Source organism: Pseudoalteromonas sp. B160 (genome assembly GCF_037162485.1).
Classification (GTDB): Bacteria; Pseudomonadota; Gammaproteobacteria; order Enterobacterales; family Alteromonadaceae; genus Pseudoalteromonas; species Pseudoalteromonas rhizosphaerae.
Genome location: NZ_JARLUX010000001.1, coordinates 585,386 through 608,932 on the forward strand (window position 1 = coordinate 585,386; position 23,547 = coordinate 608,932).

Genomic DNA, 23,547 nt, shown 5'->3' on the forward strand with positions numbered 1-23,547 from the left:
GGAGGGGTTCCCGAGCGGCCAAAGGGATCAGACTGTAAATCTGACGGCTCAGCCTTCGCTGGTTCGAATCCAGCTCCCTCCACCACTTTTCTTATCTATCAGCAAAACTTCATTCTTCGAACTTTATTCTAGCTAACTTTATTCTCGCTAACTTTATTCTCGCTAACTTTATTCTCGCTAACTTTATTCTCGCTAACTTTATCCTCGGTAACTTTATCCTCGGTAACTTTATCCTCGGTAACTTTATCCTCGGTAACTTTATCCTCGCTAACTTTACCCTCGCTAACTTTATCCTCGGTAACTTTATCCTCGGTAACTTTATCCTCGCTAACTTTATCCTCGCTAACTTTACCCTCGCTAACTTTACCCTCGGTAACTTTATCCTCGGTAACTTTCGGAGTTTTTCAAGTTAGTTGTCGCATCAAGTTAAATTTTATGCCGCCCGCACTTCTTCTTTTTTCTCTGGATTCAAATTTACTTCATTGATCATTGTCCAATTTCGAGACTTTCCTGACCAACGACTTGGATTCTGTAATTTCGCTATTTCATTAACCCGATGACGTTCCGCTAGGATCGCTTTATCTAAACCTAAATGACGCTGATTTGGCGTGACAAACTTAATACCGCTATGTAAATGTTCATCGTTGTACCAATCTACAAATCCGTTAACCCATTTCCTTGCGCTCGCGATATCTTCGAAGGCTTTTTCAGGGTATTCTGGGCGATACTTTAATGTTTTAAATAATGACTCAGAATACGGATTATCGTTACTCACAGATGGTCGGCTAAATGAAGGCACAATCCCTAACTCCTGCAATGTCGCTAATAACGTTGCTCCTTTCATTGGACTGCCATTATCTGAGTGCAACGTGACTTGCTCAGGTTTTACCTGCTCTCGCCTGCAAATATCTACCATTAAATCAGCCGCCAGTGTGCTTAGTTGTGTGTCATGAACCTGCCAACCAACTATTTTTCGACTATAAATATCCATCACTAAATATAAGTATAAAAACTGACCTTTAACTGCTGTCGGCAAATACGTGATATCCCATGTATAAATTTCGTTTGCACGTGTTGCCTTGAGCGCTTTTGGCTTTTTTATCTTTTTATTTGGTTTTACTTTTTCTCTGTGTGTTAGTAAGTTATGTGATTTCATAACGCGATAAAACGAACTTTCTGATGCTATCCACACACCTTTATCCAATAGTTTAGGGACTATCTTGCAGGGTGGTAAATGCCCGTACTCTATTGAATTAACCGTCTTAATTATACGCTGTTGCTCTAATTCAGTTAGCTTATTAGGTGGTCGTTTTATCGTACTTGTCCGCTTATCTATCATATCTTCAGCTTCAATCCAGCGTTGGATTGTTCTTGTCGTTAAACCAAGTAACTCACATGCTTTTGCTTGCCTTGCCCCTGATTTCTGAGCGTCTTTAATGAGCTTTATCAATTCATGGCGTTCAGTTGAGCTGGTTAATCGTCCTCGTTGAAACCCCAAAGCGCATCTGCTTTTTTGAGTACAAGTAAAGCGGCTGTTTCTGCTAATGCTTTATCTTTACGATTAAGCTCTTTTTGAAGCTGCTTAATTTCTTGTTTGAGCTGCTTGCTGTCTGATTTTACAGGCTTCGTTGCTGGCCCTTTAGCAAAATCTTGCTTCCATTGTTGAATATGATGCGGGTAAAGTCCTTTAGCACGACAATATTCATTAAGAGCTGTTTCATCTAAACTCGCACATTCAATAATGGCGTTGAGCCTGTCTTCTAAGCTCCAGTCATGAGGGCGTTTTTCTGTTGTCATGTGACTACCGTTATTTTTAGTTTCAAGTTCATGGTTTTTAGCAAGTGCAATCCACCGTTGTAGTGTTGAATAGCCGACGCCTAAATCATCAGCAATATCTTCTAGACGAACATCATCACATTGAGATAATGCTTTTTCAACAGCTTGAACTTTAAATTCTTGAGTAAATCGACGTCTCATTTTATCTGCCTCTATTAAAAAGTTAGAGGCGACAACTATCCTGACACAGGGGGCTTTATCCTCGGTAACTTTATCCTCGGTAACTTTATCCTCGGTAACTTTATCCTCGCTAACTTTACCCTCGGTAACTTTATCCTCGCTAACTCATTCGACTACCCATTGTAAACTCGCACCGTGTTGCCTTAACCATTTTGTTGCTTGCTTATAATCAGGATAAAACTCACTGACGCGCTGCCAAAATGCGGCACTGTGATTTAAATATTTCAAGTGAGCTAGTTCATGCACAATTACATAATCAATAATACTCTGCGGCGCACTGGCTAATAACAAATTAAAGGTCAATTCTCGTCGTCGATTACAACTGCCCCAACGACGCTTATAAGTATGAATGCGAATACTGCTAGGTAAAGCCTCTGCCATTTTTAGGCAATAAGCATGTACACGCATTTCAATATAATTTTCTAATTGCTCATGTAAAAAACTTTCGAGCAAGGTTTGGTACATTGGCTGCTGATGCTTAACCCGTCCAGAAAGATTTAGCTGTAACACATTCCCCTGCTGATTTTTTACTAGCTGCCATGCGCTGCGCGAGCTGACACCATAAGTCAGTATCATAGGTTGTGAAAAAACCAGTACGCGATTATCTTGTAATGGGTATTGGCGAGTATCAAGCATTTGACTTTGCTTATTAATTTGCGCATTGATCCAGTCAGTTTTACTTAGCAGCCAGCTTTCAAGTTCCTTTTTAGCAACCCCAACAGGCGCATAAACTGTGACACTTTGTTGCTGGACTTTGATAGCGACAGTTTTGCGGCGGCGACTACGTTTTAATGTATATTCAAACAAACCTAACTCTTGTAATTGACCGACAGTCATTGAACTAATTAACAGGTCACTATAATACCTTGCAAAATAACTGCTAATCTATAACTAAGTAGAATTAAATAAAGCGATATCAAACATGCCTGATAAGCCTTGTTGTCGTTATACCTCTCCCGATGGCCATCATTGTCAAGAAACAGACATGGGCTCAGGTTTTTGTTTTTGGCATGATGCCAAATTTGATAAGTCAGGCTTAGATCTGACCCAAAAATTAGAGCGCTATGCAAAAAAGGGAGGATTATTACAGGGATTGCAATTAAAACGCGCTAACCTCAATGGGCTTAATTTGATAAAACAAGATGATGAGGATGGTTTTGATTTATCTTACAGTAATTTTTATCGTGCAACGCTCACCAACGCTCACCTGTTTAATAATAAAATAGCCCACAGTTCACTGATGAAAGCCAACTTGCACGAAGCAAGCCTGCATTACTGCAACCTACAAGATACAAATTTATTGGGTATAAAACTAAACAACACCCGTATTGATAACATTGAGCTAGGCGCTGAACTATTACAGGAAAAACAAGCTAAAGCAGCGCTTAAACATACAGATAAAAGCGCAGCCCTTGACTTATTTGAACAATCAGAAGAAATATTTCGCAATTTACGTAAAGCATCAGAACAACAAGGCTTATTTGAACTGGCGGGTAATTTCACGTACAAAGAACTGCGGATGCGTCACGCACAATATCCACGGGGTTCAAAAAAACGATTAGCCTCGAGCTGTATTGATATGTTGTGCGGGTATGGTGAAAAGCCTGAAAATGTGATCCGTTTTAGTTTGTCACTGATCATCTGCTGCGCCCTGTGTTATTTTATTTTTGGGGTGATGGATGCTGGTCGTATTATGCAGTTCAATCCGGCGGCAACATTAAGTGATAATTTATTAGCCCTACTTAATAGCTTTTATTTTAGCGTGGTTACTTTTACAACCTTAGGATATGGCGATATTACTCCGGTTGGTTTCTCCCGATTCGTTGCTGCAGTTGAAGCGTTTTGCGGGAGTTTCTCTCTGGCACTATTCGTAGTCGTATTTGTCAAACGTATGACCCGATAATTACCGATTACTTTATCTGCGAAAATAAATAGTTCAGCTAAATACCTGCTATAAAACTGGTTATAAATGATGCTATCATTACGCACAATGAAACTTAGCGAATTGATTTTAAAAAGTTTTTGATTTTGTTAAATTTTGCAGCTAAATATGTAAACAAATAACAGGCATTTGCGCAAAATTAATTAATTGTCTTAACATATATTTCAGGTGATATTAGTTATTACTGAAATAACAGTGTATTGAGCCGTTATGCTTACCGCTTTTTTTATTACCGATCACGATCCGAGCCTTCTTATTAATGGTGTTTATGACCCATTTTTAGTCGCTCTGTCTGTTTTAACGGCTATTTTCTCTGCATTTTTTGCAACTTACATGATCGATCTGGCCAAAGAAACACGCTTCAAAAGTTATCAAAAATTAGCCAACTCAACGGCTTCCTTGGTACTTTCTGGCGGTATTTGGAGTATGCATTTTATTGGTATGTTGGCATTTTCACTGTGTACAAATATCAGCTACGACCCAACACTCACCTTTTTATCTTTCATTCCAGCATTTTTAGCCTGCCTAACTGGCGTGTCATTATTAGTAAAAAATAACGCCACTATTTTCAGTTTAATACTGCCCTCGGTACTACTCGGCGCAGGTATCGGCACTATGCATTACAGTGGTATGGCAGCAATGGAATTGAGCCCGCTGCTACGCTACGATCCATTGATGTTTGGGTTGTCAATTATCGTTGCCGTTGTACTGGCGTTTATATCTTTATATGCTCGCTTTAATATTAAAAAGCACCTCCCAACACTAAATTCTTTGCAGACGCGGTTGATCAGCGCAATCATTTTGGGTTTTGCTGTTGCAGGTATGCATTACATGGGAATGGCGGCAACACGGTTTGTTGCAACCTCGCCATTAATTGGTAATGACAGCGCCAGCTCAGAACTTACATTTGTTGCTATTAGCGTAGTGTTCGCCACCATTATTCTAACCGCGATAGTTGCTATCATTAACGGTATGGTACGCTATCGCATGTTACTTGAAGAAAAAACAGGGAATGAATCTCGCTTAGAGGCTATTTTATCGACCGCTATAGATGGCATAGTAACAATTAACAATCGCGGTATTATCTTAAGCTTTAATAACGTTGCAGAGAATATTTTCGGCTGGCATAGCACTGATGTAAAGGGTAAAAACATAAAAATGCTGATGGCAGATGATATCGCAGCCGAGCATGATGAATATCTATTAAAGGCACATCACATCGATTTAGGTAAAGTCATTGGCGTCAATCGTGATGTTCTTGCTAAACATAAACAAGGTCACCTATTTCCTATTCGCTTAGGTATTGGTGAAGCAAACCAGCCAGGACAAGAGTCAATATTTGTTGGCTTTATTACTGACTTGACTGAGCAACGCAAACTACAACAAAACCTCATAGCGAAAGAACAACAATACCGCTCGCTGATGAATAATATGCCTGGCGTGGTATTTCGCTGCCAGTTGGATAAAAGCTGGAGCATGATTTTTATTAGCCCTAGCATTAATGAAGTAACTGGCTATGTCCCATCGGAATTTATCAATCAGCATATTCAGTTTAGTGATTTGATTTTTAAAGATGATAACAAACGCATCAATAAATCGGTCGAGCAAGCGATCGCTGCTAAATCGCAATACTCAATTGAATACCGACTACGTCATCGAAGTGGCAAGCTAATTTGGGTGCTTGAGAAAGGTAGCTTTGAGTTCAACAAGCAAGGTGAAGCGATTTGGATCGACGGCGTTATTATCGATATTAGTGAACGTCGTGAATACGAAGATAAATTAAAGTTGGCGAAAATAGCCGCCGAAGATGCAGCTCAAGCCAAACAGTCATTTATGGCGAATATGAGTCACGAAATTCGCACACCGATGAATTCGATTATTGGCTTTAGTGATTTATTGATGGATACCCCACTTGATCAAGACCAACAAAAGCACTTAATTATCGTAAATAATGCGGCTCGCTCGCTGTTACGGCTATTAAATGAAATATTGGATTCTGCAAAACTTGAAAAAGGTAAGCTGACCATTGAATTAGTGCATTTTAATCTTCAAGCGGTGCTTGATAGTATTATTTCTACATTTTGGTTAGAAGCAAAAAAGAAAGATCTAGAACTAACACTTACCATCAAAGAGTCTGTTCACCCTACTTATTACGGTGATCCAGACCGAATTCGCCAAGTTTTAACAAATTTAATTGGTAATGCAGTTAAGTTTACAGCTCAGGGTTCAGTGAATGTCACTGTCAGTACGACACAAAATAATTACTTATTTTTTGAAGTACAAGATACCGGTATTGGTATTGCTAAAGATCGTCTTAAAGCGGTATTTCAGCCTTTTGAACAAGCTGACGGGACTACTACACGTCGTTTTGGTGGCACTGGACTTGGTACTACTATCAGTAAGCAACTCGTTGAGCTGATGGGTGGCATAATCAACGTAGTCAGTGAAGAAGATAAAGGCAGCTGCTTTTATTTTTCATTGCCTTTAGAGGTCGGTGATGAAACCCAAGTCAATTACTTTGATAAGTTGCATACGCAATTACCTAAGCTGCGCATTTTAGTCGTTGATGATATAGCACAAAATGTTGAGCTACTACAGTTATTATTGTCGCGAGATCAGCATACGATTAGCTCTGCAAGCAACGGCTTAGAAGCGATCGCTATTTTTGAAAAACAAGATTTTGATGTCATTTTAATGGATATCCATATGCCTGAATGTGACGGTATTGCCGCGACCGAAAAAATTCGTGAAATTGAGCAACAACGACAGCTAAAAAAGACTCCGATCATTGCGCTCACCGCCAGTGTCTTACAGCAAGATAAATTAACGGCTAGAAAAGCGGGTATGAATGGCTTCGCCAATAAGCCTGTTGATATCAATCAATTGAATCAAGAGATTGCGCAAGTGCTTGGCTTTGGTTTAAATATAGAAACGCAAATTGCTCACATTGATCCCGCAGCACAGCATATTGATTTTAAAAAAGGACAGCAACTTTGGGGCAGTAAGTGTAAACAGCTGAGCGAAATACACCGTTTTTTTAAAGAGCAGCAGGCAACATGTGACATTATCTTTAATGATGGACTAAATGCCTTAAAAGATATTAATGGCACATTACATACCCTTAAAGGCTTATCTGGTAATTTAGGTTTACCGACTATGATGGCCCTACTTTCAACCTTAGAAAACAGCCAAGCCCCTGAGCAGCAGGCGCAAATAATTCAGCAATTGCAGATAGAGTTTAATGCGGTCAATGAGTTGTTAGCTAGAAAAACCAGCAGCTGTATAGCAGTGCAAAGCAGCGAAAAAAATACCCAAGTACTATCGCTCAGCGAATTTAAAATACTGTGTGAACAACTGCGTAAAGACGCAGAAAATGCAGAGCTCAATGATGAGTTGTTAGCAACATTAGCAGACAATGCCCCCGCTACTTATCAAAGTGATGTGGATGCATTAATCGAATATTTCGACCAGTTTGACTTTGACAATGCCCAGAGTACTCTTATTGCATTAATAGAGCTGCTCAGTCAGGCAGCAAATTTGGAAACACACTGATGGACTTAATAACCGAACGCCCACGAATTCTTATTGTTGATGATGAACCCGCCAACCTTAAAGTCATGCGCGAAGTATTAGGGAATCAATATCGCCTCTCTTTTGCTAAATCGGGTGATGCCGCGCTCGCGTTAGTTGAAAAAGAGCCACCCAAACTCATTCTACTCGATATTATGATGCCAAATATGAGTGGTTTTGAAGTATGTCAGCTGCTTAAACAAAACCCTGCTACTGAGCATATTCCAGTCATTTTTGTGACTGCACTTGCGGATGAAAGTGATGAGTTTAAAGGTTTTGAAATTGGCGCGGTAGATTACATAACCAAGCCTATTAGTCCTGCAATCGTAAGAGCGCGTGTTAAAACTCATTTATCCCTAGTTCAGGCTGAGCAGCTAAAGTTGGCTCACGTTGATTTAGTCCATCGTTTAGGGTGCGCTGCCGAGTATAAAGACACCGATACTGGCGAGCATATTGTGCGCATGAGTAAATACAGTAAAATTTTAGCACTAGCCTATGGAATGACTGAACAACATGCTGAGCTTCTCAAACAAGCAGCACCGATGCATGACATTGGTAAAATCGGCATTCCCGATGCAATCTTGCTTAAACCAGGGAAATTAACAGCCGAAGAATTTGAACACATGAAACAGCATGCCAAAATCGGCGCTAAAATTTTAGGCAAACTCGTCATCGCCGTTATTGCAGCTCGCCTATATACTTGCGATGGAGCATCATGAAAAATGGGATGGATCAGGTTATCCAAACGGTCTTAAAGGTGAGGAAATTTCGATTGAAGGACGTATTGTGGCAATCGCCGATGTATTCGATGCACTTACCTCTAAACGTCCCTATAAGCAAGCTTGGAGCGTTGATGAAGCCATAAGTCATATGCGCGAGCAAGCTGGTAAACACTTTGATCCTCAGCTTATCGCACTATTTGAAGGCCAGCTAGATGCTGTTTTAGCAGTGTACTCTGCCTACCAAGGCTAACCATATGCTAGATGTTGGCCGAGATATATGCATAGTCATGAGAGGTGATTTCATGACTATTACCACTTAAATCCTGAAAATAAACAGAGTATGTAACTTTGTGATCAGCAACCACGGTTTTAATATTTAAGTCAGCCAAATGCTTAAGCCAAGCGATAAACTGCTCTCCAGATGCGCCAAATGCAATCCCTTTACTACTGCCCTCTCGCTCAAATAACGCTAAGCGAATAGTTGCCGCAGGATCTTCTAGTGTTAAAGGCCCAGTACCCTCATCCCAAAAAGCAAGCTCTGGCACAATATTAAATCCAAGGACTGTTTTGTACCACGTGACGGCTTGCGCAAGGTTAGTCACATTTAAATGGCAATGATCGACACCAGATAAAGTAGGCATTGCCATTAGCCAATCTCCGACTTAAGTTGTTCAATAAATACCTGCATATATTCAGTACGACGCACCGCTTCTGCTTTTGCTGAAGGTGTATTCATACTCTGTGCAATATGTAATAGCTTGATGAAGAAGTGATCTAATGTATACAAGCTGTCATCCGGACTGCGGTGGGCGCAAAATGGATCGTCAGGGTGATATAAATTGCGTCCGATTGAGCCCCCTACTTTCATACAGCGGCTGACACCAATTGCTCCTAAGGCATCCATACGATCAGCATCTTGAACGATTTGTGCTTCCACACTTTCAATTGCAATGTTAGCGCTAAAACTATGGGCTACAATAGCATGATGAATGGCATCAAAATATTGCGAGTCATACCCTATTGACGCTAAAAATGAAATTGCTTTATCTGCGGCCATTGTTGAAGCTTTAGCGCGATCCAGGTGGTTTTTAGCCACTGCAACACAGTCATGCAACCATGCTGCGGGTAACACCACGTCCATCGAAGCATCTTCAGCAAAGCAGAGCTGTTTTGCAACACGCACGACTCGTTCAATATGGGTAATATCGTGGGCGACATCAGCACTCACTAACGACAAAATAAAAGCACGGCAATGATTTTCTAGCTGTTGCAACGGCTCAGATAATACTAAAACGGGCAAACGTTGTTCCATAAATCCTGTAATTTCAAATTAATGCATTGAATTACTGTTACTTTACCGCGGTTATAGGCTGTTGTGCAAAACATTCATTGTATGTTCGAGCCTGCTTCACTAAAATACGCTCTTAATTTATCCGTAATGAGAAGCCTAATGTCATCTGTCGTATACCTAGAAGCTGGTCGTGAAAAATCACTAAAAAGAAAACACCCATGGTTGTTTTCAAAAGCCATCAAAAAAATAAAAGGTAAGCCAGGTTTAGGTGACACAGTGACCATTCACGATAGTAATGGTAAATTTTTAGCTACAGCGGCTTACAGTCCGCACTCACAGATCCGCGCGCGTGTTTGGAGCTTTGATGAAACAGAAATCATCGACCAAGCTTTTTTTGAACGTCGCTTACGTCGTGCCTTTGCGGCACGCGAGCAAGTAATTACTGAAGGTGGCTTAACGGGATTTCGGTTATGTGCCGCCGAGTCTGATTTTTTACCAGGTGTAACCATTGATAAATTTGACAACTTTTTAGTGTGTCAGTTATTAAGTGCCGGTGCTGAGCGCCATAAAGGTGAAATAGTTGGCGCTTTAATCGCTATTTTCCCAGGCTGTAACGTGTATGAGCGCTCTGATGTCGATGTGCGCACCAAAGAAGGCTTAGAGCCGACTATGGGCGTGTTATGGGGTAATAAGCCTGAGCAGCCAGTATTAATTGAAGAAAATGGTTTTAAAATTGAAGTAGACATTCTCGAAGGTCATAAAACCGGTTTCTACCTTGATCAACGTGATAGCCGTGCTGCATTAGAGCGTTTTTCAAAAGATAAAAGAGTACTTAACTGTTTTAGCTACACAGGTACCTTTTCATTGTATGCACTGCGTGGCGGCTGCGAGCATGTTACTAACGTTGACGTATCGCAACCCGCGCTTGATACCGCAAAACGTAATGTCGAGCACAATAATCTTGATTTAGATAAAGTTGACTTCATAAAACAAGATGTATTTAAATTACTACGCCAATACCGTGAAGATGGGGTGTTATTCGATACTATCGTTATGGACCCACCTAAATTTGCTGATAACAAAGCACAACTAACGGGTGCGTGTCGTGGCTATAAAGATATCAATATGATTGCCATGCAAATTCTTAAACCAGGTGGTACGTTGCTTACGTTCTCATGTTCAGGTTTAATGGAGCAAAATTTATTTCAAAAAGTGGTTGCTGATGCAGCCCTTGATGCTGGTAAGGATTTGTTGATCATGGAGCGTTTAAACCAAGCTGCTGATCATCCAATCGCAGGCAGTTACCCTGAAGGTTTTTACCTAAAAGGCCTGATCTGTAAAGTTTACTAAACTGACTGCAACTAATTAACCTGAGTTCATCAGGTTAATTAAACTGCATTATTTCTAGCCCAGCGGTTACCGTGCCATCACTTTCTTTGCTGGCACGAACGACTTTTGCTGTTGCATCAAGTGGTGCAATGGCAGGGCTGGTCGAATCAATATTCACCTTCACAATGGTGCCCAGTTCAAGTAATTCATCCAACTGCAGTGACAACCCAGTTGCACTTAAATCGACACATACAGCATCAAAATGTTGATCAGCGACTGGCTCAAGTGTGGTTAATTTTGCCTGTGCATTTAATTGCATACGTCTAAAATTACGTTTATCTTCATTTAGCATAATAACTCCTAAACAACCGTATTGATTTTTTCTAATAACCCCACGACCGAAAAAGGCTTCACCACATAGGCATCGCAACCGGCATCAAAACCAGCTTGTTGTTCCTGTACGGATTCTAAGCCTGACACCATAACAACAGGAATATTACGAGTTTCAGGGGTGTTCTTCAACATTCGACACGTGTCGTAACCATCTAGGCCAGGCATACATACATCGAGTAAAATCGCATCCGGTGGATTTGCAATAGCCGACGATAAACAGCTCTTACCTGATTCAGCATAACTGAGCTCAAAATCCGCTGATAAAGCGACTTTGAGCATTTCAAAATTAAAGTACTCGTCATCTACAACTAGTAAACGCGGGTGTGTATTAGCGGATGAGCGCATGGTTAATATCAGTTCCTTCTCATCTAACAAATATTTCCTTCCAAGGTATTCGATGTTTACTAAATACCAAACTCAATCAATTTCTTTCAGAGCATTCAATACACGCTTAGCTGAAATCGGATACGGTGTCCCTAACGTTTGCGCAAACAAGGATACTCTAAGCTCTTGTTGCATCCAAAAAATATCCTGCAATTGTTGCGGAGCAGGCATTCCAGGCGGCACTTTTTTCAGCTGTTTTTGATACTCTTGAGCAACCTTTTCTAACTCAAGTACACATAATCTGTCACGATTTGGATCAACTGGCAACTTTTCTAAGCGTTTTTCTATTGCTTTTAAGTAACGAATTAAATCACTAAGTTTGTCTGCGCCATGATTTGAAACAAAGCCTTTGAATACCAAAGATCCCAGTTGGCTTTTTATATCTCCATGTGCAGTGATCATGGTTAAATCAACTCGCCCTTTCATTTTTTTATGTAACGCATGCGCAATACTCAACACTTGCTCAACTTGGGTTGCAATAGCAACAACCGCATCGCCGAGCTCACCGCGCACGTGCTCTTTTACTTGCTCAAACGCTTGTTCGGTGCGTACATCGCCTAATTTTACCAATAAACTGTCAACACCTGCGGCAATACAGTCATCAATTAAATCAGCAACCTTACCAAACGGATTAAAATATAGACCTAATTTAGCCTTATTGGGTAAGTTTTGTTGCAAATATTTTATCGGCGAAGGTACATTCAGTAATACCAAACGGCGTAACCCCTGCTGATGGGCAGTTTGCGCTTTAACTTCGTTATCAAATAGCTCCACTGCCGCCGATGATTTTTTATCTACCAGCGCAGGATACGCTTTGATTTCATACTGGCCTTGTTTTTTCACATAGGATACCGGTAACTTGCCAAAATCCCATTGCAATAGGTCAGCTTTTTCAATGCCTTTATCTGCCACTTTAGACAGCGTTTGCGTCACTTTACCCTGCAATTGCGCTTTGAGTTTCGCTAAATCCATACCTCGGGCAAGTACATTATCTTTTTCATCACGAACTTCAAACTGCAGTCTTAAGTGAGTCGCAAGGGTGGTTAAATCCCAGGCCTCTGGATCAACTTTTACACCTGTCATACGTAATAAACGCGTACTGAGTGCCTCAATGAAGTTACCTTGCATAGGCTCGATTGCTGCAAGAACCGCATCTGCGTAATTTGGCGCAGGCACAAAATTACGACGTAGTGATTTAGGTAAAGATTTAATTAAACCGGTGATCAACTCATGACGAAATGCAGGAATATGCCAGTCAAAGCCAGCTTCTTCTACTTGGTTTAGTAAGGCCACCGGAATTTGCACTGCAACCCCATCGACCGCTTGGCCTGGATCAAAATGATAGCTCAACGGCAACATTAAATTACCTTGTTGCCATACATCGGGGTAATCAAACTCAGTAACACTATCAGCACCGTGTTGCATTAAATCATCACGTGTCATTTGCAAGTAATGTTTATCCTGCTGCTTTTGCGTTTTATACCATTTATTAAATGCTGCACGACTGTTTATTTGAGCAGGAATTTTCTTATCGTAAAACTCATATAAGGTTTGCTCATCAACTAAAATATCACGACGGCGGCTTTTATTTTCTAGAGTTTGAATATCTTCAATCAGTTCGCGATTAAACTGCAAAAACCCTTCATTTTGACCTAAATCTTGCTCTACTAAGGCACTGCGAATAAACAACTGGCGGCTAACTTTCGGGTCAATGTTACTGTACACACAGCGACGCTTTGACACTATGATCAGCCCGTATAATACCTGCTGTTCGAAAGCGATCACTGCGCCAGGCTTTTTCTCCCAATGCGGCTCACTGTAACTGCGTTTTACTAAGTGTTGTGCTAATGGTTCAACCCAATCGATGTTAATTTTGGCATTAATACGTGCATATAATTTACTGGTTTCAACCAGCTCTGCCGACATCAACCATTTTGGGCTTTTCTTAAATAATCCAGAGCCTGGGAATACATGAAACTGACTGTTGCGAGCGCCTTTATATACTTGCTTTTCATCTTTAAAACCAATGTGACTGAGCATGCCACTCAATAGCGCTTGATGGATTTTATCGCCATCGGCAACATTGCTGGTCGCTTTCATGCCCATTTCATTGCACACAGTACTGAGCTGATAAACGATATCTTGCCACTCACGAATACGCATATAAGCGAGCATATCCTTTTGGCACAGCTTTCTGAATTGGCTGTTACTTAGCTCACTTTGCTGCTCTTCTAAGTAATTCCATAAATTTAAAAAGGCGATGAAATCTGAATCAGGATCGTCAAAACGGCCATGCTTTTCGTTTGCAGCAGCGCGTTTTTCTTGCGGGCGCTCGCGTGGATCTTGAATCGATAACGCCGCCACAATAATAATCACTTCACGCAGCGCACCCAGCTTTTGTGCTGTTAGTACCATTTTAGCTAAACGCGGGTCAACCGGTAAGCGGCTCAGTTCAATACCCGATTTAGTAAGCTGTGTATTGCTATTATGACGAGTGGGTTTAACCGCTTCAAGTTCCTCTAGTAACGTTAAGCCATCGTTGATATTACGGCTATCTGGTGCTTGTACAAATGGGAACTCGGCCATATCGCCCAACCCTAAGCCAAGCATTTTTAAAATAACGGAGGCTAAGTTAGTACGTAGTATTTCTGGATCAGTAAACTCTGGGCGCGAATTAAAATCATCTTCAGCATATAAACGAATACAAATACCCGCTTCCACACGGCCACAGCGGCCTTTTCGCTGATTGGCACTGGCTTGTGATATTGGCTCAATCGGTAAACGCTGCACTTTAGTACGATAACTATAACGGCTAATGCGCGCGGTACCAGGATCAATAACGTATCGAATACCCGGCACAGTAAGTGAGGTTTCAGCAACGTTGGTCGATAAAATAATATGACGACGACTATGGGGAGCAAAAATACGGTTTTGTTCTGCGTTAGAAAGGCGCGAATACAAAGGTAAAACATCCGCTCCTTTTAAATTACGTTTACTAAGGGCATCAGCAGTATCGCGTATTTCCCGTTCACCATTTAAGAAGATTAAAATATCGCCTGGGCCTTCTTGGCACAGCTCATCAACGGCATCAAAAATACCTTGCAGCTGGTCGCCTTCAGCCTCCATATCATTTTTATCAATTTCAACCAAAGGACGATAACGCACATCCACCGGAAATGTTCGTCCTGACACTTCAATAATCGGTGCATCATTAAAATGCTTTGAGAATCGCTCTGGATCAATGGTCGCAGAGGTAATAATTATTTTTAAATCAGGACGCTTTGGTAATAGGTTTTTCAAATAACCTAAAATAAAATCAATGTTTAAACTACGTTCATGAGCTTCATCAATAATAATGGTGTCATACTGGTTTAAAAATCGGTCTTGTTGAATTTCCGCCAGTAAAATACCGTCAGTCATCAACTTTATATAGCTGTTATTTGATACTTGATCGCTAAAACGAATTTTAAAACCCACTTGCTGGCCAAGTTCACATTGCATTTCATGAGCAATCCGATCCGCGACACTGCGCGCAGCCAAACGTCTTGGTTGGGTGTGACCGATATAACCATCAACGCCACGGCCAAGTTCTAAACACATTTTAGGAATTTGCGTGGTTTTACCTGAGCCGGTTTCACCCGCGATAATAACCACTTGGTTATTGGCGATAGCCTCTTTAATGTCGTCTTTTTTCTGACTGACGGGGAGCTGCTCAGGGTAAGTTACTTTAGGTAACTGAGCTAAGCGCACCTCTCGCAATTGTTGGCTACGTGCTATATCTGCAGTGATTTTTTCAATCACGGCTGCTTGTTTTGTTTCATCGGTTATTTTTTTATGCCGTGAAGGCGTTTTTTAAAGATGAATTGATCTTTTCTTAAACACGTTTTTAGTTCACCAAACAATTGACCTAGGTTAACCACCCGCGACTACCTTATAAAATTTGAGTAAAGACGAGCGATTGTAGCAAACTTCGCCGCAGGGGTTAACTTTGCTGCGATATAAAATGTAATAACCAAAGCTTAAAACAATAAAAAAGGCGCTAATTAAGCGCCTTTCATGTTCTTTGGGCAGAACAATTGCTGTGTTTTATTTATAGAGCAGCGAAAACTTCATCTGTTTTGGCAGCGCAAATAAAATCATTTTTGTGTAAGCCTTTAATTGAATGGCTCCACCACGTTACCGTTACTTTGCCCCACTCTGTTAGCAAGCCCTGGTGATGGCCTTCATCTTCAGCCATATCACCTACTTTATTAGTAAAAGCGATGGCTTGTTTAAAGTTTTTAAATTTATAAACACGCTCTAATTGCATAATACCGTCGCGTACTTCAGGCACCCAATCTGGGATCATTTTAATTAATTCAGCTAACTCGATATCTGATACTTGTGGAGCGTCTACGTGACAGGCTTCACATTTTTGTGCGCTTAATGATGACATCTTAAATCCTTAACTTGCTAATTTTTCTTTAGGAGGAAATTTTGGGTCATGTAACCCTAATTCTTTTGCTTGCGCAACTAACGCCATAATATCCAGCTGTGAAATATCAAATAAATCATGGATAGAATTAATGGTGTAGTACAAAGGCTGCATAATATCAATTCGGTACGGCGTGCGTAATACATCCAATACATTCATCGGGTTGATCTCGGGCTTATCTGAATACACGTATTGTGTTTCACCTGGACTTGATAAAATACCGCCACCATAAATACGCAGGCCATCATCTGTTTGCATTAGGCCAAACTCAACCGTAAACCAATACATACGGGCAAGGTAAACCCGATCTTTTTTCTCGGCAGCGTAACCTAACTGGCCATATTTATGCGTAAACTTGGCAAAATCAGGATTAGTAAGCATTGCACAATGACCAAATATTTCATGAAAAATATCAGGTTCTTGCAGGTAATCAAACTCTTCACGGCTACGAATAAAGGTTGCGACTGGAAATTGCTTATTTGCTAATAAACGAAAGAATTCATCAAAGTCGATTAAAGCTGGCACAGGCGTAACTTGCCAGCCGGTAGTCGCTAGTAATACTTCATTAAGCTCACTTAACTGCGGAATACGGTCATGAGGCAGGTTTATTTTTTCAAGCCCTTCCATGTATTCATTGCAAGCTTTGCCTGCAATACATTTTAGTTGGCGTGCGACTAGTTCTGACCATATTTTATTTTCTGCTTCGCTCCAATGGATAACGCCATTTTCATCTGGTGTCTTGGAGGTGTATTTACTTGCTTTAGCCATAATAACCTTCTTAGTGTTAAACCGATATCGGTGTCAACCTGTTAAGGAGATACTAAGCAAATGTAAGGCAAAGTTTAATAGCTGAGACAATATCAGCTATTAGCACCAAACCGCCTTTTGTACACCAAACATTACACCTTAAGATCAAAAAGTTTACAGTGCTATTTTTAAAGGGCTAGAAGCAATGTAAATTGTAAGATTAAATTTACAGCCTATACAATAAAAGTAAAAGCGCGGTTAAGGTCGTTAATTATATCGTTAACATCTTCAAGGCCAACAGATAGTCTGATCAGACCATCGCTAATACCCGCAGCTGCTCTTTCTTCGGGTGAATACGGTGAATGAGTCATCGATGCCGGATGTTGAATGAGTGTTTCGGCGTCTCCTAAACTCACGGCGAGTGTGCACAATTGGGTATTATTAATAAACTGCTCGCCATCTTTTAGGCTGCCTTTTAATTCAAAGGCAATAACGCCACCAGAGGCTTTCATTTGCTTACCGATAAACTTAAACCCTGGGTGAGATGCAAGTCCGGTAATAAACGGTATTAACTTGGGGATGCTGCTCTAAAAATTCAGCAATAATTTGCGCACTTTCACAATGACGCTGCATTCGTATCGCTAAGGTTTTTAAACCACGATTAATAAGCCATGCATCGTGTGGACTGATTGTTGCACCAATATCTTTAAGTACGGTCATTTTAATTAATGTAATGTGCTCTTGACTGCCACACACCAAACCAGCCACAACATCACCGTGACCATTTAAATATTTAGTAGCACTGTGAACAATTAAATCAATGCCATAATCAATTGGCTTTTGCAGTAACGGCGTGAGAAAGGTGTTATCTATTACACTGATCAAATTGTGTTGTTTTGCCACTTGTCCTATTAACGCTAAATCAATTACCGCCATAGTTGGATTAACTGGGGTTTCGGCAAAAATCATTTTTGAATTTGGTTTAATTGCATCGCGTAATTGCTGCTCATCGGTCATATCTACAAACGTCACTTCAATCCCCCAACGCGGCAACATATGTGCGAAGAAAGCAAACGTACAGCCATACAAAGCGCTTGATGCGACTAAATGATCGCCTTGCGATAAAAAACTTAATACCGATGCAGAAACCGCGCCCATTCCTGTGGCTGTTGCTGCAGCGGCTTCGCAACTTTCAAGTTGTGCGACTTTTTGTTCAAGCTCTGTCGTCGTCGGGTTACCTAAACGGGTATAAATATAGCCCGGTTCTTCACCAGCAAAACGTGCTGCACCTTGCGCGGCACTGCTAAAATGAAACGTTGAAGTTTGGTATAAAGGAGCAGTAAGTGCACCATGCGGATCATTGGCTTTTTCTGGTCCATGGATACATTGGCTGTCGATGTGGAGTTTGTTCATTGTCTGATCTTTTTTGATTATTATTGATCCCATAATCAAAACGTATCGCAGGATAAAGCACAAGCATGCCAGATGCTCAGATGGCTATAAATTTGGATGTAGTTAGTACAGTGGCCGTTCACCACTGTACAGATTTATTGTCAGCTCGTTTCTTTCGTGCCAGCTCCTGACGGCGAAGCTTTGCGGCTCATAATTTTGCTGGCAATCAATTGCGCAGTACCTTTAAGCAAGCTGCGCTTATGCTCAAGTCGTGGTAAAGGACGGCTTAGTTCCATCGCTTTATAACCAATGCGTGCGGTAAATATACCCGCGCTTAAGCCTTGTGCTGCACGTCCTGATAATTTACCTAGTAATTCAGCACTGAGCGCTGTAGCAGCTAAATCCGATACTAACTCAGCACTGCCAACAAACATCACTTGCTTGATCAACATACGATAGAGCTTGATCCGGCTAGCATAACCAAATCCGATACCGTAAATCTTACCTATTTGCTCAATCAGTTTTGTGCCCCGCCAAAGCACTGCCATCATATCCACCAGCGCTAATGGACTTAATGCCACTAACAAGCCTGATTCAGTGGCAAAACGGTTGATCAGCTTTTTAGCTTGAGTATCTTGTTTCACTAACAAACTATCGGCGTACAAGGTCATGATCTCTTTATCGCTATGATGGCTATCAATGCTTGCTTTAAACTCATCAAAGCCGGTTAACTGCTGATGTTTATTGAGTTTTTCAAGCCAAGGTAGTGCCCCACCAACCTGTTCGCTATTGAGCAAGCGATCCGCTTCATGACGATGTAATTGATTGCGCTTTAAGCTGCGCAACATTCTATATTCGCGCCATAACAAGCGCCCCAATAACAACACGCCACTGAGCACTGCAATTAAATATACGCTGCCTAAGATGATGGATTGCTGAAATGTCACAACCATAGAAAATATAAATTCAGCTAACACTAAAGTTATAAAGCTAATCGCAAACACCCCTTTCAGAGTTTGCCATTTTGACTTTTTATAAACAGGGGTTAAATCAATCTCTTCATCTTGGGGCTCATCGATAACGTGCTCATATTCATACTCCCCTTGATCGATCACTTTAGCTGGGGTCAAGGTAAGTTCATTGTCTATTGGCTGTTCACTAGTATCAATACGTCTGCCGGCTTGAAAGCCTGAAGCGGTCTTGCTCATGTTAGTTTGTCTCCTAAAAGGTACTGCATGACATGATCTAAACGAATGTGTTTTAGTTGCTTGTCTGGACTTGGCATTGGTGCAAACGATAAAAACTCAAAACCATGGCTTGGCCACTCATCTTTATTGAGCATGCGCATTGGTGGCTGCGGTGGTAAGTAGGTCAACCATTGCGACTCTGATAACGGCTTACCATAAATACAATTGAGGGTTTTACCTTGCTCAACCACTTGTTTTGGCATGGTTGCCGTAATAGATGACATCGCCATAGTTTCTATTTTAACGCCATCAAATTTTAAGTGATTACTTTGCTCGTGCACTAATGAGTCCAACAACAGCGCTAAATCTTTATGGTGTGCACTACTAATATGATCTGACTTATTCGCAGCAAACAATAGTTTATCTATATTGGGTTTAAACAAGCGTTTTAAAAAGCCAGTTTCGCCATAGTTAAAATGCGCAAGTAATTGTTTGATCACATCTCCTTGCTCTTGCAACGTCTCAGGCCCTTCATTGAGCGCACTGAGCACATCAACAAGCACTATTTGCCGATCAAAGTTGCGAAAGTGTTGTGTATAAAATGGCTTAACCACTTCTTTCACATAAGCATTAAAGCGCTTTTGCAAGTGCGCCAAGTTAGACCCTGCAACCATCTCATCATTAGCCTGCGCAACTGGGAAAAACAGTAATAACGGTGCACCTTGTAATTCACCTGGCATCAGCATGCGTCCAGGTTGTAGCATCGCCAATTTAGTGTCTTTTTTAAGACTCACTAACAGTGTTTGATAGTGCGTAGCAATAGCGCTTAGCGCACTTTCATCTACTGGTGCTGTTAAATCAAGCTCGCTCAGTGCAGTTAAAAATGCCTGCGACTTTTCAACCCGAGGCGAGCGTTGTAGTAATGCATATTGCTGCTCACTCCACTGTTGATAGCTTTGCTCTAGCATGGGTAAATCAAGCAGCCACTCACCAGGGTAATCAATAATGTCTAAATACAAGGTTGATTGCGGTGCAAAGTGACCACGTAAGCCTGCGTCACTCCGGTATTTAATTGCTAGACGTAAAGTATTTATGCGCTCGGTTGATGCAGGCCAGTGTGGTTGCCCTTCAAGCGGCAATAAAGCACTCAGGGCTTTAGGGTAATCAAATGTAGGAATGGTCAGCGCTTGTTGTGGCACTATTTTTGTGGCGATATGGCGCTGTTGCTGCATAACATCAAAAAACGGTAAGTTTTTGTCTGTTGCTTGGCTGGTTAAATGCTTTACTAAAGCGGTAATAAAAGCGGTTTTACCACTGCCACTGAGGCCAGTTACCGCTAATTTTACGTGTTGATCTAAACTACGGTGAACAGCTTTTTCAGCCTTACCTTTGAGTTTATTAAAGGCGTTTTTTGCAGATGAAGTGTTTATCATAATGAGCTAGCACTTCAGCGCCATTATAAATTAGGTGGCTAAAGTGCTATTAAGTCCTTTACAGCTTATTGATTTCACGGCTAACCGTAAACTCGGTTGAAGTAACATAACGTTCCATATCTTGTAAACGTATATCAACACGTCCCAAACGGTCTTTTAAATCTTGTAAAGCACGACGTGGTGGCTCACCTTTTTGCCATACTTTAAATTTTACTTCAAGAGGATCTTCGTGTTTTGCCGCATCAGTTTTGCTTTGTGCATTGGCAGGTTTTTTATCTAAAATAAACCACGCTGCGATGTAAGCCACAACAAACAACGGGCCACCAGCTAGTAACACTGCCGTTACTACGATAATACGTACTAACCACAATTCCATATTGAAATAATCACTGAGCCCTGCACATACACCGGCTATTTTACCACGTGCAGGATCTCTTAGCAGTTCACGTTTAGCACTCATACCTTACGCCTCCACTGTGGGGCCTCTTGATCAAGTAGTGCTTCTAAAGTTTCTACTCGGTCAGCCATTTTATCTGCTTTTTGAGCAAGCTCAAGTAACTGGCGGTGTTCGTGTTCGCTCAAGCCTTGGCTTACTTGCTTTTTACTTCGGTAATGTAAAATTAACCAAAGGGGTGCTACCACAACCATAAAAATGATAATTGGAGCAACAAACACTTCTGCATCAAACATAACCCTCTCCTACACATCCATTAATTTATCAAGCATAGGGGGATGACTCCCCCTTTATTTATTATCTTTATTTATCAGCAAGCTTCTTTTTAAGTGCTGCTAATTCATCATCGATTTTTTCGTTTTGCTGTAACTCAGCAATTTCATCAGCCAATGACTTTTTGCCTAAGTCGTACGATTCTACTTGTGATTCTAGTCCATCAATCTTAGTTTCGTAGCGCTCAAAGCGATTTAATGCATCTTCAACTTTAGAGCTGTCTAATGCTTTTTTCACCTCTAGGCGTGACTCAGCTGAGCGTTGACGTAAAATAATCGCTTTTTGACGTGCTTTTGCATCCGCTAACTTGTCTTGTAGCGTACTTACTTCCTGTTGCAGCTTATCAATGTGAGATTCTATGTGACTGAGTTCATCTTCAACAGCAGCAACCGCTTGTGCTGACTTTTGCTTTTCAAGCAATGCAGCACGGGCTAGATCATCACGGTCTTTGCTCAATGCCAGCTCGGCTTTATCTTGCCATTGAGCGACTTGCTCTTTTAATGTATCGACACGACGTACTAATTCTTTTTTCTCTGCTAATGTTTTCGCAGAGGTTGAACGTACTTCAACTAATGTGTCTTCCATCTCTTGGATGATCAGACGTACCATTTTTTCAGGATCTTCTGCTTTATCTAAAATGGCATTGATATTAGAATTAACAATATCTGCAAAACGCGAAAAAATTCCCATAACATTTACCTCTGTAGTGTTTAACTTAATTGGTCTGCTGTTACTGTTACAATATGCTTGCCAACTTTATAAAACATAAAATACAGTAATATTTTCATAATGTTAAACTAAAAATACAAATTCCTTTAGTTCTCCCTAATTATGAAATACACTAACTGTTAGTAAAAATGACTAAGAGTTAGGGAATATGAGCCAATTTCGCCAACAAGATAATTTACTCGGCCAATCAGACAGCTTTTTAGCGGTACTTGATCAAGTTTCACAGCTGGCAAGTTTAGATAAACCAGTACTGATTATTGGTGAACGTGGCACAGGTAAAGAACTGATCGCCGCCCGTTTACACTTTTTATCAAAGCGCTGGGAGCAAAGCTACATTAAGCTCAACTGCGCGGCACTTAACGAAAACTTGCTTGAAAGCGAATTGTTTGGCCATGAAAGTGGTGCCTTTACCGGCGCAAGTAAACGCCACGAAGGACGCTTTGAACGTGCCAATGCCGGTACGCTATTTTTAGACGAACTAGCAAATACCTCTGCCATGGTGCAAGAAAAACTATTACGGGTAATTGAATACGGTGAATTTGAGCGAGTCGGTGGCAAACAAACCGTCAAGGTCGATACTCGCTTAGTCTGCGCAACCAATGAAGACCTTCCTTATTTAGCCGAGCAAGGTGAATTTAGAAGCGATTTACTCGACAGGCTCGCATTTGATGTAATCACTTTACCGCCACTGCGCGAACGTCAGGAAGACATCATGTTACTCGCTGAGCAATTTGCGATGAATATGGCCCGTGATTTGGACTGGCAACTATTCAGTGGTTTCACCCGCAGTGCTGTGGAAATACTGCAAGGGCATGATTGGCCAGGTAATATACGTGAACTTAAAAATGTCGTGGAACGAAGTTTATATCGCCATGGCAGTGAACATATTCCCGTTCACCAGATTATTTTAGACCCATTTGAAAGCCGCTTTAGACCCAAGCAACGAATTAAAAAACTCCCCACTAAAGCCGTAGAAGCAGCTCCTGTTGCAGTTGTCGCCAATGAACCGATAGTTGCAACAAGTACCCCGCAATTTCAGTTTCCATGTAGCTTAAAAGACCTCTCAAATGAATTTGAAATTGATTTAATAAAAAAAGCGCTTGAATATAGTCAATTTAATCAAAAGAAAACTGCAGAAGTACTTGGTTTAACGTATCATCAACTACGAGGCTATTTGAAAAAATACAACTTGTTAGATCAACAATAATAGT

General features: G+C 41.0%; 17 protein-coding genes, 1 tRNA gene and 3 pseudogenes. 6 read left to right on the top strand and 15 right to left on the bottom strand.

The window, feature by feature from the left end; translation table 11 throughout:
• Window positions 1-85: transfer RNA gene (locus P4S61_RS02790), tRNA-Tyr, on the top strand.
• Between the two features lie 348 nt (window positions 86-433).
• Here the strand turns inward: P4S61_RS02790 and P4S61_RS02795 are convergent.
• Window positions 434-1,977 (bottom strand): IS3 family transposase gene (locus P4S61_RS02795; protein WP_442961540.1). Its coding sequence is split into 2 segments (ribosomal slippage): window positions 434-1,500 and window positions 1,500-1,977, totalling 1,545 coding nucleotides; the frame shifts between segments, so codons are not numbered across the junction.
• Between the two features lie 144 nt (window positions 1,978-2,121).
• Window positions 2,122-2,853 carry a M48 family metallopeptidase gene (locus P4S61_RS02800; protein WP_145241412.1) on the bottom strand — a complete coding sequence of 244 codons (732 nt, stop codon included), beginning with the start codon at window positions 2,851-2,853 and terminating at the stop codon, window positions 2,122-2,124.
• Window positions 2,854-2,938: 85 nt separating this feature from the next.
• Between P4S61_RS02800 and P4S61_RS02805 the strand changes: the two genes are divergently transcribed.
• From P4S61_RS02805 to P4S61_RS02815, 3 genes and pseudogenes are all read left to right on the top strand, one after another.
• A complete protein-coding gene (locus P4S61_RS02805) occupies window positions 2,939-3,919 on the top strand; it encodes an ion channel (protein WP_145241414.1) in 981 nt (326 codons plus the stop codon).
• 249 nt (window positions 3,920-4,168) lie between these two features.
• Entirely contained in the window at window positions 4,169-7,510 is a 3,342-nt protein-coding gene (locus P4S61_RS02810; RefSeq protein WP_337117737.1) for an MHYT domain-containing protein, read from the top strand.
• Window positions 7,510-8,500, top strand: a pseudogene (locus P4S61_RS02815) (response regulator). The gene P4S61_RS02810 and the pseudogene P4S61_RS02815 overlap by 1 nt, the downstream one beginning before the upstream one ends.
• Window positions 8,501-8,507: 7 nt before the next feature.
• Here P4S61_RS02815 and P4S61_RS02820 read toward each other — a convergent pair.
• Both P4S61_RS02820 and P4S61_RS02825 read right to left on the bottom strand, forming a co-directional pair.
• On the bottom strand, window positions 8,508-8,897 hold the full coding sequence (locus P4S61_RS02820) for a VOC family protein (RefSeq protein ID WP_145241420.1): 390 nt from the start codon (window positions 8,895-8,897) through the stop codon (window positions 8,508-8,510).
• Window positions 8,897-9,562: an HD domain-containing protein gene (locus P4S61_RS02825; protein ID WP_337117738.1), complete on the bottom strand. Its 666-nt coding sequence runs from the start codon at window positions 9,560-9,562 to the stop codon at window positions 8,897-8,899. Before P4S61_RS02825 ends, P4S61_RS02820 begins: the two co-directional genes overlap by 1 nt.
• Before the next feature lie 138 nt (window positions 9,563-9,700).
• On the opposite strand from P4S61_RS02825, the gene P4S61_RS02830 reads away from it, so the two are divergent.
• Complete coding sequence (locus P4S61_RS02830) at window positions 9,701-10,891, top strand: class I SAM-dependent methyltransferase (protein WP_145241424.1); 1,191 nt, start codon at window positions 9,701-9,703, stop codon at window positions 10,889-10,891.
• 34 nt (window positions 10,892-10,925) lie between these two features.
• On the opposite strand, the gene P4S61_RS02835 is transcribed toward P4S61_RS02830, so the two are convergent.
• The 11 genes and pseudogenes from P4S61_RS02835 to pspA form a co-directional block, all read right to left on the bottom strand.
• A complete protein-coding gene (locus P4S61_RS02835) occupies window positions 10,926-11,222 on the bottom strand; it encodes a PilZ domain-containing protein (RefSeq protein ID WP_145241426.1) in 297 nt (98 codons plus the stop codon).
• Between the two features lie 8 nt (window positions 11,223-11,230).
• Window positions 11,231-11,608, bottom strand: a complete 378-nt coding sequence (locus tag P4S61_RS02840; protein WP_145241521.1) for a response regulator — start codon at window positions 11,606-11,608, stop codon at window positions 11,231-11,233.
• A gap of 72 nt (window positions 11,609-11,680) precedes the next feature.
• A pseudogene (gene hrpA, locus P4S61_RS02845) lies at window positions 11,681-15,567 on the bottom strand (ATP-dependent RNA helicase HrpA).
• A 170-nt stretch (window positions 15,568-15,737) separates the two neighbouring features.
• Window positions 15,738-16,082: a 4a-hydroxytetrahydrobiopterin dehydratase gene (locus P4S61_RS02850; RefSeq protein ID WP_337117739.1), complete on the bottom strand. Its 345-nt coding sequence runs from the start codon at window positions 16,080-16,082 to the stop codon at window positions 15,738-15,740.
• 9 nt (window positions 16,083-16,091) lie between these two features.
• On the bottom strand, window positions 16,092-16,889 hold the full coding sequence (phhA, locus tag P4S61_RS02855) for a phenylalanine 4-monooxygenase (RefSeq protein ID WP_145241432.1): 798 nt from the start codon (window positions 16,887-16,889) through the stop codon (window positions 16,092-16,094).
• Window positions 16,890-17,101: 212 nt separating this feature from the next.
• Window positions 17,102-18,281 (bottom strand): annotated as a pseudogene (gene megL, locus P4S61_RS02860) (methionine gamma-lyase).
• A 140-nt stretch (window positions 18,282-18,421) separates the two neighbouring features.
• Complete coding sequence (locus P4S61_RS02865) at window positions 18,422-19,468, bottom strand: TIGR01620 family protein (RefSeq protein ID WP_182718140.1); 1,047 nt, start codon at window positions 19,466-19,468, stop codon at window positions 18,422-18,424.
• Window positions 19,465-20,880 (bottom strand): YcjX family protein, encoded by a 1,416-nt coding sequence (locus P4S61_RS02870; protein WP_220491307.1) that lies wholly within the window; start codon window positions 20,878-20,880, stop codon window positions 19,465-19,467. Before P4S61_RS02870 ends, P4S61_RS02865 begins: the two co-directional genes overlap by 4 nt.
• 58 nt (window positions 20,881-20,938) lie before the next feature.
• Complete coding sequence (gene pspC / locus P4S61_RS02875; RefSeq protein WP_145241438.1) at window positions 20,939-21,340, bottom strand: envelope stress response membrane protein PspC; 402 nt, start codon at window positions 21,338-21,340, stop codon at window positions 20,939-20,941.
• Window positions 21,337-21,570: an envelope stress response membrane protein PspB gene (gene pspB / locus P4S61_RS02880; RefSeq protein ID WP_145241440.1), complete on the bottom strand. Its 234-nt coding sequence runs from the start codon at window positions 21,568-21,570 to the stop codon at window positions 21,337-21,339. Before pspB ends, pspC begins: the two co-directional genes overlap by 4 nt.
• A 67-nt stretch (window positions 21,571-21,637) precedes the next feature.
• Window positions 21,638-22,297 (bottom strand): phage shock protein PspA, encoded by a 660-nt coding sequence (pspA, locus tag P4S61_RS02885; protein ID WP_145241442.1) that lies wholly within the window; start codon window positions 22,295-22,297, stop codon window positions 21,638-21,640.
• 187 nt (window positions 22,298-22,484) lie between these two features.
• Here pspA and pspF point away from each other — a divergent pair, with 187 nt between their 5' ends.
• Window positions 22,485-23,543, top strand: a complete 1,059-nt coding sequence (gene pspF / locus P4S61_RS02890) for a phage shock protein operon transcriptional activator (RefSeq protein WP_145241444.1) — start codon at window positions 22,485-22,487, stop codon at window positions 23,541-23,543.
• Window positions 23,544-23,547: the final 4 nt, after the last annotated feature.

What these genes read in the sequence shown, in the direction of transcription:
- P4S61_RS02800 (WP_145241412.1), bottom strand. Translation starts at nt 2,853, where the DNA reads ATGACTGTCGGTCAATTACAAGAGTTAGGTTTGTTTGAATATACATTA.
- P4S61_RS02805 (WP_145241414.1), top strand. Translation starts at nt 2,939, where the DNA reads ATGCCTGATAAGCCTTGTTGTCGTTATACCTCTCCCGATGGCCATCAT.
- P4S61_RS02810 (WP_337117737.1), top strand. Translation starts at nt 4,169, where the DNA reads ATGCTTACCGCTTTTTTTATTACCGATCACGATCCGAGCCTTCTTATT.
- P4S61_RS02820 (WP_145241420.1), bottom strand. Translation starts at nt 8,897, where the DNA reads ATGGCAATGCCTACTTTATCTGGTGTCGATCATTGCCATTTAAATGTG.
- P4S61_RS02825 (WP_337117738.1), bottom strand. Translation starts at nt 9,562, where the DNA reads ATGGAACAACGTTTGCCCGTTTTAGTATTATCTGAGCCGTTGCAACAG.
- P4S61_RS02830 (WP_145241424.1), top strand. Translation starts at nt 9,701, where the DNA reads ATGTCATCTGTCGTATACCTAGAAGCTGGTCGTGAAAAATCACTAAAA.
- P4S61_RS02835 (WP_145241426.1), bottom strand. Translation starts at nt 11,222, where the DNA reads ATGCTAAATGAAGATAAACGTAATTTTAGACGTATGCAATTAAATGCA.
- P4S61_RS02840 (WP_145241521.1), bottom strand. Translation starts at nt 11,608, where the DNA reads ATGCGCTCATCCGCTAATACACACCCGCGTTTACTAGTTGTAGATGAC.
- P4S61_RS02850 (WP_337117739.1), bottom strand. Translation starts at nt 16,082, where the DNA reads ATGTCATCATTAAGCGCACAAAAATGTGAAGCCTGTCACGTAGACGCT.
- phhA (WP_145241432.1), bottom strand. Translation starts at nt 16,889, where the DNA reads ATGGCTAAAGCAAGTAAATACACCTCCAAGACACCAGATGAAAATGGC.
- P4S61_RS02865 (WP_182718140.1), bottom strand. Translation starts at nt 19,468, where the DNA reads ATGAGCAAGACCGCTTCAGGCTTTCAAGCCGGCAGACGTATTGATACT.
- P4S61_RS02870 (WP_220491307.1), bottom strand. Translation starts at nt 20,880, where the DNA reads ATGATAAACACTTCATCTGCAAAAAACGCCTTTAATAAACTCAAAGGT.
- pspC (WP_145241438.1), bottom strand. Translation starts at nt 21,340, where the DNA reads ATGAGTGCTAAACGTGAACTGCTAAGAGATCCTGCACGTGGTAAAATA.
- pspB (WP_145241440.1), bottom strand. Translation starts at nt 21,570, where the DNA reads ATGTTTGATGCAGAAGTGTTTGTTGCTCCAATTATCATTTTTATGGTT.
- pspA (WP_145241442.1), bottom strand. Translation starts at nt 22,297, where the DNA reads ATGGGAATTTTTTCGCGTTTTGCAGATATTGTTAATTCTAATATCAAT.
- pspF (WP_145241444.1), top strand. Translation starts at nt 22,485, where the DNA reads ATGAGCCAATTTCGCCAACAAGATAATTTACTCGGCCAATCAGACAGC.